This window comes from Ignatzschineria rhizosphaerae, assembly GCF_022655595.1.
GTDB classification, from domain to species: domain Bacteria; phylum Pseudomonadota; class Gammaproteobacteria; order Cardiobacteriales; family Wohlfahrtiimonadaceae; genus Ignatzschineria; species Ignatzschineria rhizosphaerae.
Map to the genome: position 1 here is coordinate 1,401,933 of NZ_CP093379.1, position 12,671 is coordinate 1,414,603.

5 protein-coding genes are annotated in these 12,671 nt (G+C 38.1%); all 5 read right to left on the reverse strand.

Annotated features, from left to right (window positions below; genetic code table 11):
* Positions 1-94: 94 nt before the first annotated feature.
* Positions 95-2,983 (reverse strand): TonB-dependent receptor domain-containing protein, encoded by a 2,889-nt coding sequence (locus tag MMG00_RS06085; protein WP_242152867.1) that lies wholly within the window; start codon positions 2,981-2,983, stop codon positions 95-97.
* A gap of 430 nt (positions 2,984-3,413) precedes the next feature.
* Positions 3,414-4,352: an alpha/beta hydrolase gene (locus MMG00_RS06090; RefSeq protein ID WP_242152870.1), complete on the reverse strand. Its 939-nt coding sequence runs from the start codon at positions 4,350-4,352 to the stop codon at positions 3,414-3,416.
* 10 nt (positions 4,353-4,362) lie between these two features.
* On the reverse strand, positions 4,363-5,832 hold the full coding sequence (locus MMG00_RS06095) for a flavin-containing monooxygenase (RefSeq protein ID WP_242152873.1): 1,470 nt from the start codon (positions 5,830-5,832) through the stop codon (positions 4,363-4,365).
* A gap of 563 nt (positions 5,833-6,395) precedes the next feature.
* Positions 6,396-9,338, reverse strand: coding sequence for a TonB-dependent receptor domain-containing protein (locus MMG00_RS06100; RefSeq protein WP_242152876.1), 2,943 nt, complete (start codon positions 9,336-9,338; stop codon positions 6,396-6,398).
* A 279-nt stretch (positions 9,339-9,617) separates the two neighbouring features.
* A complete protein-coding gene (locus MMG00_RS06105) occupies positions 9,618-12,536 on the reverse strand; it encodes a TonB-dependent receptor domain-containing protein (protein ID WP_242152878.1) in 2,919 nt (972 codons plus the stop codon).
* Positions 12,537-12,671 lie beyond the last annotated feature (135 nt).

The following is a 12,671-nucleotide window of genomic DNA, read 5'->3' on the forward strand; positions in this document are numbered from 1 at the left end:
TCAACCTGAGATTTGTGATAAGTGTGTAAAACAGGCTCTTTTCAAAAAAAGAGATTTAAGTTATCCAAAATGAGTCATCATTTAAGAAAAATAGTTACAGCTTGCCTTGTAGCCCAATACGGAAAGTTCTTCCCGGCGCCGGCATAAAGGAGCGCGTCAGCGGATCGATGTAATAGCGATTCGTTAAGTTCTGTGCTGAGAAAGTCATTGTCAGATTTCTATCAATCTTGTACTTCAAATTCGCATCAATAATTAAGGCTGAGTTCCAACGAATCGGATTATTATCCATCCCTTGTAACTTGCCACTTTGGAACATTGCTTCTTCCTGACCATTACGCGCCTTACTGTGATAATTAAAATCACTACTAACTTCTAACTGATCCCCAAAGAACTTCCCGCCTACTGATAAGTTCACGCTATATTTAGGCACCATGCTGGTTCTTAAAAAACCATTGGGGAATCCGCCATCGACACAAGTTGGGAATCCACCTGTGGGGTCAAGAGCCATCGCAGAAGATTCATCACAGGTTTTATTTTTAAGATTGTAATTAACGCCAATATTTGCAAAATATTTCTCATTAGCAAAACGCGCTTGAAGCTCTACCCCCTTAGAGCGCTGCTCATCAATTTGGGAAATAAACATATAAGCATCACGCTCAATCACATCATTGAGCTTCATATCGTAATAACTCAATTTCACATCTGCCGCTTGGACATTAGGAAGCCATGAGAGATCGTAGATATAACCCACTTCAAAGTTACGAGAACGCTCTGGCTTTAAATTGACATAATCACGAACGCCGGTGGTAAAACCTACCGTATCTTCAAACATGCTTGGGAATCTTTTATCTTCAGCATAACGGGCATAAACACGAGAATAATCGGTCATCTCCCAACCAATTGAAAATACCGGTGACCAAGCATGCCCTGATTTACGTTTCACAGGTGCAAAACGATTTTCCAGCCTTCCTAAATCAACTTTCTCATTAGTAAAATAAGTATAACGATCGACCTCTTCGCCGGTAACGGGGTTAATCACTTTTTCACTAGGAATCGTGCCGTTAAGGTGCGGGTTATCTGCAACATAATAACGTCCATCTTCGCGTTGGGAATAGAGATGCTTCTCGCGAATTTTTCCTTTATTGCCGGTAATTGCTTCCTTTAATTGATAATACTTTGTCCACTCATCTCGATGCGCCATAGACCACTCCATCTGTTCTTGGGGCGTCATATTTTGGTGCATATTCTCGGTTTTTTGGTAAAAATCGTACTCATCTTGGCTCACGACACGATCGTAAATCATATTAAAAGCATTCACATTTTTACGCTCAAACTCAGAATCTTGATTGCGACGCCCTTCTGCTAATCGATCATCAAATGAAGAGTAAGAATTTCGTTTAACGCCGGCATTAATCGTAACGCTTGGAATCGGTTTCCACTCAAAGTTAAACATCAAGCTCGTGGCTCTACGGCGCCCTTCTCGAGTTTTAGTATCTGAGCGTAGCTTCTCTTTTTGATAATCAATGCCGGCGGTGAATTTGAGATTATCCATTATCTGCATCGTATTATTGGCGGTAATACCCCAGCGAGTATCTCTAGCGTGCGCAAGTGAAGTATTTTTATAAAGATGCGTTTTATCATCCCATTCGCATTTAGAGACATCTTCTGTATTTAAGCGGCACCAATCCCACATCCAGTCAGTTGTTTCTAAATCAAAAACATAACCTGGACCTGTATAAGTATTACTATTAGTGATAGTCCGCCAAACATTAATATTAGTATCAATCCACTGATTATCTTCAGGGTTCCATTTATATTGCGCACTATAGGCTCTTTGATTAATCTTCCCAATCGGCCATTGCTGAATTCCCCCATCGGAATAACGCATAATACGAGATGGCATCAGTTCACCATGCTCTATTAAACTATGCCTTGCGGTAAATAAAAGGCGCTGATCTTCCGGAAGATACCACGTATTTTTAAGTAAAAAGGAGCGGTTTGTACTGGAAGTATTAAGCACTTCTGAGCCCGGAGCATAAGTATCTGCCACATTTGGCATATAGACATTGCCATCAGTACTCTCACTATAATAACCTGCGGCACCATGCTTTCCTGAGTAGTAGTTACCTTGTTTGCGATAACTCACCGCCGCTAAAAGGTCAAAAATCTCCCCACGATACCCAGCAGCAATACGCGCAGATCCATCTCTTAGATTAAACCAATCTGAATCACTGCCGCGCGTTTTAGGATCACGTAATAAATTAGGATGCGTTTCTACTCTACCCCCAATTTTATCTGGGTCATTTCGATAATCTTGCCCAATCGGTGAGAGATCTGGCAGTCTGGGTTTTGTCGTATTCGTGCTCGTATCAATCTGATAATCAATCCCAAACTTCTGATCGAATGGCACCACATCATCAATGCTGATGGTCTTCATCGCAACACCACCACCGACAGAGGTTTTCACATCAGTTGATAATGTGCCACCTTTTTCAACTGTAATACTACTAATCAGGCTTGGATCTAAATAGTTACGGTTACTAACACCCATATAACCGCGGTAAACAGAGATACTCTGCTCAGTTCCATCAATGGTTACAGGCACGCGCCCTTGCCCTTGAATCCCACGAATATTCACATCAATGGCCCCACTATTTCGGGAGTCGCCACTATAAACACCGGTCATCCCTTTTAAAATATCAGCAGCGGATTTGCCTTTATGACGCTCAATCTCTTCTCTTCCACGATAAACAGAAGACATATTGGCGTTATAAACCTCATCGTAACCTTGAGCATCATTAGCACCTTCTTCAGATTGGGCACGAACCAAAATGCGCCCTAACTCAATGGCTTCTATACTCTCCTTTTGGAGATTTTCAGAAGCTGAATCTATCGAATCATCTGCAAAAGCTGCTTGCACTGACAATAGACAAATAACCGCAATAGCCAATGGATGCAGTCGGCATTTCCCCATCGATGACATTTTATTCCCTTTTTAATGAACAATATTTTAGATATGAAATTTTGAATAAAAAAATATTATCATAAGAGAATCCCATTAGCTAACAATTCTCATTTAGATTTAACTTATATTTTCAATTGTTAATCTAACTCAATAAAAATCAACGATATATGGGAATATTTGTGATTCTTTATTCTAAAAAACTTTAGATTTAGAATAAAAAAATGTCATAAGTGCTTGTTAAAAAAAGTGCATAAAATAAAGGCTAGATCGCTAAAACAATAAACTTCAATTAACGGTTTAAAATAACTTAAAATTTATGGATCAAAGTCATTGTATTTAATGAAAAATAAAAAAAGGCCGCTAATAATAGCGACCTTTTAGGGAAACAAATATTCCTTTAGCATCTATACAAATGCCGATAACCCTATCAACGAGCGTTACCTCATTGTCATTTAAAATACTCTTTAATAAAATCACAAGCTTTGTGAATATAGTGTTCTCCCAATTTTATTGCTTTTGCCGATGTTAATATTCCATGCATCGTATCTGGCTGATGTTGATAAACCACATAATGCCCCTTCGTTATCAACTTTTGAGCATAATAAACCCCTTCATCACATAAAGGATCTAAACCAACAGTCATGATAAATGTAGCAACATCAGATTGTAGATCCTCATAGTAAAGTGGGGATATTTGCGGATTAGCTGGATCTGTCTCTTTTGTTACATAATGATTGATAAACCATTCCATCGTCTTCTTGGATAACGGATATCCTTCTGCAAATCTTTCATAAGAGGGGCTATCCATGATCGCAGTTGTCACTGGATAAAATAAGACCTCTGCTGCAATATGATAATCATTACTCTTATTAAATTGATGCGCTAATATTGTTGCTAAATTTCCTCCCGCACTATCTCCCATCACAATAATCGACGTTGTTTCTATCTGAAGCAGCTCTCCCTCTTGCCCAAGCCATAGCAAAGCATCGATACAATCATGTAAGGGATAAGGAAATGGGTACTCCGGCGCCAAGCGATAATCGACGGCAATCACTGAATACTGCGTCTCTTTAGCCACTCGCCGGCAGATAGAATCATGGGTTTCTAAATCCCCAATAACCCAACCACCACCATGCATAAAGAGTATTCCTGGACTCTTTTCATGAGCATTTTCCCTTGGCTCATAAATTCGTACCGTTATTTGATTTCCATCTCTTACTGTAATTTGCCGATCTTTCACCGAATGAATCTTATCAGGCTCTAAATCTCCAGTATTATTTTGAACGTAAACATCTCTAGCATCTTGAACAGATAAGATCTCTATCCCTTGCCCACCCGCTTCCTTAAAAGCTTGTAAGATAACTTGTGTATCTCGATCAACTCTCATCCTTTTCCCCTTAGATTTGTGAAAAATCGGCAATATTGAAGGAGGCGACAGCGGCTTCATAATCTCTTACAGATCCTGACCAGTTGTTAATAATTTTACCTTCGGAATTTTTATACCAGCTAGAACAAGAAGTTGAAAAAGCCGTTGTTTTTAAATCTTCCTGTAATTGCTCATTAAAGTCTTCATAAATTTTTTGATTAACGATAATACCCGCAATATTAGATTGCTCCATCTCCTCAATCGCTTGAATAATATATTGTTGCTGCGCTTCTAACATTAATAAAATCGAACTATGATTTAAGTTGGTATTAGGCCCATAAAGCAGAAACATATTAGGAAAATTAGGCACGGTTATCCCTAAATAAGCAGAAGCACCATCAACCCATAATTCAGATAAAGATGCGCCATTAAATCCCGTAATTTCTAAATTTCCATGGAAAGCGTGACTCTTAAAGCCTGTACCGAAAACTACCACATCTAAGGGATGTTTTTGACCATCTTTAGTGATAATTCCATCTTCATAAAAAGCTTGAATAGGCTCTGTCTCAACCGTGACATTAGATCTTTGCAGGGTCGGATAATAATCACTTGTAATTAAAATTCGTTTACAGCCATACTCATAAGCAGGAACTAACTTCTCTCTTAGCTTTGGATCTGTCACTGCGGTATTTAAATAATCCTTTGCTAATTGAATCGCTTTTTCTTGCGCCTTTGAGCCTTGTTTTAAAGAGAAAAAATTCTGTTCTTTAATATCATATAAGGCTTGTCTACTAGCTTTAAATAGCTCAGGATCATTAATAAACTCAGCAATATCCTCTTTTGAAAATGCAGTTTTCTCCCGAGGAATCACCCAGTTAGCTGAGCGCTGAAACACCGTTAGATGCTCAACTTTAGGCGCTATTTCCGGAATATATTGCACAGCACTTGCCGCTGCACCAATACTGCCAACTTTTTTATTTGTAAGATCTACAGAATGATCCCATCTTGCAGAATGAAAATATGTTCCTTTAAAAAGCTCAACCCCTTCAATATGAGGGAAATTAGGGATATTCAATTGCCCCCAAGCGGGAATAAAATAGTTCCCTGAAAAAGTTGTATCATTCTGTAAAGTAAAATCCCACTGTTTCTCTTTGTCATCCCAGTAAGCTTTTGAGATCTCGGCATTTAAAACAATATGTTCTCGAAGATCAAATTTATCAACTAATTCATTCATATAACGCATAAACTCAGCTTGACCCGCATAAGAGTTTGTTACGCGTAAATGAAGAAAAAAGGAGTAACAATAAAGATGGGATTCCACATCACACGCGGCGCCAGGATAGGTATTATCCCGCCAAACACCCCCAATATCTGACCCTTTTTCTAAAACAACAAAGTCATTGATTCCCGCCATTTTTAGCTGAGCAGCCATTCCAAGCCCACCAAATCCAGCGCCTAAAATGACAATTTTATGATGAGACTTATTCTTTAAATGATTCATAATCATCCCCCAAGGTTTTTATATTTGGATCATTTCAACATCTCAATAGCAATAGCAATAGCAATAGCAATAGATCTTAAAATAATCTTTTCTTTAAATATCATCTGGGAGTTTTAGATCACTCAACAATAAAACAATTCAAAACAAAATAGGAATCATAGAGATGTCATATATCAAACTAACAACAAGCATCCTTATCTTCCTTTCATCATTTTTATCATTTTCATTATTCGTCTATCCTTGCAATCAATATTACATCCATTACGGATAAACCTACTCCCCCAGCCCTTTACTTGCCATACATTCTTCTGTGTATTTTCAAGAATTTAAGTAGGTAAAATATTTATCTACTTCCCTCTATTGATACCTATGAAAAATAATTAGTCAATATTTTTAACCATAAAATCAAAATCTTACCTATAAGTACAATTGTTTCAATTTAGCTTTAAAAGCGGCTCTTTCTCCGCTTGTAACGACAAAAAAGCCCAAAATACTTTGGGCTTTTCGTATGATGATCATTGTTTAAAATATTTTTGTTTTCTTACTGAAAATTTTACTAGACTCTAAAAATTCCCCTTTAACCCAATTCTAAATGTTCGACCTGGTGCCGGCATATAAGATCGAGTAAGAGGATCGATATAATATTGATTCGTTAGATTATGCCCAGAGAAATACATAGAAAGACTATCATCTATTTTATAATTTAAAAAAGCATCTACTAAAAAGACACTATTCCAACGAATAGGGGCGTTATTTCCCACCATATCCCCATTTAATTTACCGCTAGCCACCATCATCTCTTCTTGACCATTACGTGCTTTAGCATGGTAATTTAGTGATGTCCCCACTTCTAACTTACTATCGAAGAATTTTCCGCCAACCGTAAGGTTCACGCTATATTTAGGAATCATATTGGTTCGTAAGAATCCATTAGGGAAGCCGCCATCAACACATACAGGAAAATCACCAGAAGGGTCCATCACCATGGAAGCGGAATCATCACAAGTTTTATTCTTTAAATTGTAGTTAATTCCCGCATTAGCAAAGAAACGTTGGCTCTCATAACGAGCTTGAAGCTCTATCCCTTTTGTTTTTTGTTTATCAATTTGAGTAATGTTAAATGATGGGTCACGCTCAATCACGTTTTTAAGCGTCATATCGTAATAACTGATTTTAATATCACTCGCTAATGTATTGGGTAACCACGATAGATCATAGACATACCCCACTTCAAAGGTGCGAGATTCTTCTGGTTTTAAATGTACAAAATCTCGGATATTTGTCGTAAACCCAATGGTATCTTCAAACATACTAGGGAAACGTTTTGACTCAGCATAGCGCGCATAGACTTTAGAATAATCGGTCATATCCCAACCAATGGATAATATAGGAGACCAAGCATGACCTGAGCGTTTTTGTACAGCGGCATACTTCTGGTCGCCGGCATCTTTTGTCTTGTGATTAATATTTTTAAAGACATAATTATCCACTTCCTTCCCTGTCCATGGATCTATCCGTTTTCCTTGTGGTACCTTTCCATTTGCAAGGGGATTATCTTCTCGATGATACTTACCATCTCCTCTTTGCGAAAACTCATAAGTCTCATTAACGCCACCATCAAATGTTTTTGATGTCCAAAGCTTATGATATTGCTGGAACTTTTCATTATTATTCTCACGCCAGATTTGAAACCCAGGACTGACGTAATCAACCGTTCCAGCCTCATTCATAGCCCCCGCTGCCCGCAATTCTGCCTCGACTGAATGATAAAAATCATACTCATCTTGGGTAAATGGGCGCGAAGTGTAGATCTCCATATAATCAACCCCATCTTGCGCATAACGAAGATCTTTACTAAGCCTTTTCTCCGCTAAAAGATCATCATGAGAGTTATAAGAATCTCGTCTTAAGCCGGCATTAATCGTTACTGACGGAATCGGCTGCCAAGTAAAATTAAAAAAGAGATTATATTCTTGGCGCCTACCTTCACGGGTTTTAGTGTCAGAACGTAACTTCTCCTTTTGAAAATCAATGCCGGCAGTAAATTTCAGATCATCCATTAACTCCATGGTATTACTTGCCGTAACGCCCCAACGCGTATTCTTCACATGGGCAAGCCCCTTATTGACATAAGGATGAAATAATCCATCACGTACACATTTGCTTTGATCTTTGTTATTGACGATCATGCACCAGTTCCACGCACCATCATAAGAATCACGTCCAAAAATAGAATCGCCGGTTGTATAGGTATTACTATCAGTGGTTGTTTTCCAAAGGCTAATATCAGCATCAATCCAACGATTATCTTCAGGATTCCACTGATAACGAATACTATAGGCTTTTTGCTTGATATCGCTTTCAGGCCATTGCAGTAATCCTGCATCTTCTGCATTTTCAGAACGAAGTAACCGTGAAGGCATTAACTCCCCATGATTAATATCACTATGGCGAGCCATCAATAATAGGCGTTGATCTTCTGGAAGATACCATGTGTTTTTAATTAAAAGGGATTTATTAGCGCTAGAGGTATTTAAAACTTCAGACCCTGGCTTATAAGTTAATGCCACAGGTGGGACAAAAGCATGCTCCTTTGCACTCTCCGCTGAATAGAATGAACTTCCCCGCTTCCCTGAAAAATAGTTCCCTTGCTTGCGGTAACTTACCGCTGCCATCAAATCAAAATATTCTGCGCGCATACCGGCAGCTAGTCGCATTGAATAATCCCGGAAATTAAAGAAATCTGTACTGCTACCACGTTGTTTATTACCAACAAATAAACTGGGATGATCAAGAGGGATCACGCTTGGGTCAAACATTGGGTCGTCACGATAATCTGTGCCTAATAGAGACATATTGGGCAAACGAGGTTTTGTTGTATTACTGCCCGTATCCATTTGGAAATCAACACCAAACTTCTGATCCTTAGCAACAACATCATCAATCCCAATCGTGGTCATCGCAACCCCACCACCTACTGATGTTTTTACACCAGAGCCTAACGTCGCCCCTTTTTCTACAGTAATACTGCTAATCATACTGGGATCAACATAATTTCGATTACTAACGCCAAAATAACCACGATAAACAGAGATCGCTTGCTCTGTTCCATCAATCGTTACCGGCACTCTTCCCTGCCCTTGAATCCCGCGGATATTTACATCAATAGCGCCACTATTACGCGCATCACCACTATAAACACCGGTCATACCTTTTAATAAATCTGCAGGAGATAAGCCTTTATTACGCTGAATCTCATCTTTACCACGATATACAGAGGACATATCCCGGCTATAAACATCATCATAGCCTTGCGCATCACCACTTTCCCCATCGAATTGAGCTCTTACTAAAATACGGCCGAGCTCTATTGCTTCATGAGTCTCTTTTGAAATACTTTCAGTATCTGAATCTATCGAATCATCTGCCAATACAACTTGTGCAGACAATAGACAAATTACCGCAATAGCTAATGGATGTAACCGGCATTTCCCCATCGATGACATTTTTTTCCCTTTTTTTTAAAATATTTTAGATATAAAATTTTGAATAAAAAATATTATCATAAGAGAATCTCATTAGCTAACAATTCTCATTTAGATTCACACTATATTTTCAATTGTTAATAAATAACATTTAATTTCATCAATATAGACTCTTTATTTTTAAAATTTTATGCTAAGGAATAGTAAAAATAGCCATTATTCATCTCCTAAAAACAAAAAGCCCGATAGATTAATATCGAGCTTTTTTAAAATATAAAAATTCCTAATAATTCACCTAAATTATAATTTCCCTTCAAATCCAATTCTAAACGTGCGCCCTGGTGCTGGCATAAATGAGCGAGTTAGAGGATCAATATAGTATTGATTCGTAAGGTTATGCCCAGAGAAGTTAATGGACATATCTTTATCAATCTTATACTTCATAAAGAGATCAACAACTAATGCAGAATCCCAACGAATAGGGTTATTATTCAACCCTTGAGCAGGAAATAGCCCGTCTTTCATCATCTGCTCTTCTTGTCCATTACGAGCTTTACTATGATAGTTAAAGTTCGCACTCACCTCTAATTGATTATTAAAGAACTTCCCGCCCATACCTAAGTTAATGCTATATTTAGGAATCATGTGCGTTCTTAAATAACCAATAGGAAATCCACCATCAACACAAGTAGGGAAATTCCCTGTATAATCTAGTCTCATCGAAGATGATTCATCGCAACTTTTATTTTTCAAATTGTAATTCATTCCTAAGGTTGCATAGTACTTCCCCGTAGAATATCTCGCTTGGACCTCTATCCCTTTTGTTTTCATGACATCAATTTGTGAAATATGCATTTCAGTATCTCGCTCGATGACATTATTAAGCTTTGTATCATAATAACTAATCTTAATATCACTTGCTTCCGTATTAGGTAACCAAGAGAGATCATAGACATAACCTACTTCAAAATTGCGAGATTTTTCAGGTTTTAAAGTTATCTGATCCCGCACACCTGAATTGAAAAATCCTACGGTTGATTCAAACATACTGGGGAAACGCGTATCTTTTGCAAAGCGCGCATATACTTTTGAATAATCTGTCATATCCCAACCAATAGAGACAATTGGAGACCATGCATGACCTGATTTTCTGGTAACAGGCGCAAACTTTTGTGCATCATTTTCAAATGCAGGGAAAACTGAATCTGTACCAGTAACTTTATAGAGAGGTTCAAGCTCTCCCGTTACAGGATTCATGACCATTTCTGATGAAATCGTACCATTTAAATAGGGATTATCCTCACGGTAATATTTCCCATCTGCTCTTTGAGAATAAATAAATCCCTCTTTTACACGACCTTTATCATATTCAAATGGTGTATTAACAGATTGCTTAAGTGTTACATACTCATCCCATCCATCAGGATTAGAGGCTATCCAATCTATACGCTCTTCTGTAGTAAAATTATTGAGCATATTGTCAGTATTTTGATAAAAATCATATTCATCTTGAGTGATGGCACGATTCGCCATAATCTTTTGCGAAGAGACATTCATACGTTGCAGGTTATGCTCTTTATTTCGGCGTGCTTGTGCTAAACGATCATCAAATGAAGAGTAAGAATTTCGTTTAACACCCGCATTAATTGTCACGCTTGGAATAGGTTGCCATTCAAAATTAAACATTAAACTTGTACTTCTTCGTCTCCCTTCACGAGTATTAGTTGCCGAACGTAACTTCTCTCTTTGATAATCAATGCCGGCAGTAAACTTCAAGTTTTCCATTAATAACATAGTATTATTAGCGGTAATTCCCCATCGAGTATCTCTTGAATGTGCCAAAGCTGTATTTTGATATAAGTGCTGTTGATCATCTCTTACACAGACGCTTGGATCATCAGGGTTTTGATCTCGGCAAGAGTTCCAGCCCCAATCTTGACTTTTCAGATCAAACACATAACCATCACCGGTATAGGTATCACTATTTGTCACCGTCTGCCATACATTAATATTTGTATCAATCCAAGGATTATCAGCAGGATTCCATTTATACTGCGCACTGTAAGCTCTTTGATTAATCTTACTAGTTGGCCACTGTTGGATTCCCCCATCAGCATAACGAATAATTCGTGATGGCATCAATTCACCATGCTCAATTAAGCTATGTCTAGCGGTTAGTAATAAGCGTTGCTCATCTGAAAGATACCAAGTATTTTTTAACAATAAGGAGCGATTAGTACTAGAGGTATTTAAAACTTCAGAGCCGGGCTTATAAATCTCAGCCACATTTGCCATAAATGCTTCATCATCTGCATTTTCAGAATAATACCCAGAAGCGCCTCTCTTACCAGAAAAATAATTTCCTTGTTTTCGATAACTTACGGCTGCCATTAAATCAAAAATTTCGCCCCTATATCCCCCGGCAATGCGCATTGAGCCATCTCTTAAATTAAACCAGTCTGATTGACTACCTCGACTTTTAGGATCCTTTAAAATATGAGTACTCGTCTCCCACCCTCCCCCTTTTTTACTAGGGTCATCTCGATAATCGGTTCCAATTAAAGATAGATCAGGCAAACGAGGTTTGGTGGTATTTGTACTGGTATCCATTTGAAAATCTATTCCAAACTTTTGATCTAAAGCGACTACATCATCAATTCCTAAGGTTTTCATCGCAACCCCACCACCTACAGATGTTTTCACATCTGTTGATAAAGTACCCCCTTTCTCAACAGTAATACTACTAATTAAACTAGGGTCTACATAATTACGATTACTCGCACCAAAATAACCACGATAAACAGTCACGCCCTGCTCTGTGCCATCAATTGTAACAGGTACTCGCCCTTGCCCTTGGATCCCACGAATATTAATATCTACAGAACCGCTATTTCTAGAATCTCCACTATAAACACCTGCCATTCCCTTAAAAATATCTGCCGGAGACTTTCCTTTAAAGCGCTCTATCTCTTCTCGACCACGATATACCGAAGACATATCTTGGTTATATACTTCATCATAGCCTTGTGCATCCCCACTTTCTCCTTCAGGCTGTGCTTTTACCAAAATACGCCCCAACCCTATCGCATCTTTAGCATCTAATTGTATTTGATCCTTGATTTCAGCTTGCTTTTCATCAGCATAAATAACTTGCACAGAACATAAACAAAAGACTGCAACCGCTAAAGGATGCAAGCGGAGCTTCCCACTATATGACATAAAATTCCCTTTATTGTATCGATGTATAGTATTTACAAAACAATGATAACAGTAGTACGAATCATTCCTATTTACAAATGATGTTTTGTCACATATAGAGAAGAGTTGAATTTAAGCTCTTTGAATAAAAAAATA

Coding starts and splice junctions, on each gene's coding strand:
- MMG00_RS06090 (WP_242152870.1), bottom strand. CDS start 4,352: ATGAGAGTTGATCGAGATACACAAGTTATCTTACAAGCTTTTAAGGAA.
- MMG00_RS06105 (WP_242152878.1), bottom strand. CDS start 12,536: ATGTCATATAGTGGGAAGCTCCGCTTGCATCCTTTAGCGGTTGCAGTC.
- MMG00_RS06085 (WP_242152867.1), bottom strand. CDS start 2,983: ATGTCATCGATGGGGAAATGCCGACTGCATCCATTGGCTATTGCGGTT.
- MMG00_RS06100 (WP_242152876.1), bottom strand. CDS start 9,338: ATGTCATCGATGGGGAAATGCCGGTTACATCCATTAGCTATTGCGGTA.
- MMG00_RS06095 (WP_242152873.1), bottom strand. CDS start 5,832: ATGAATCATTTAAAGAATAAGTCTCATCATAAAATTGTCATTTTAGGC.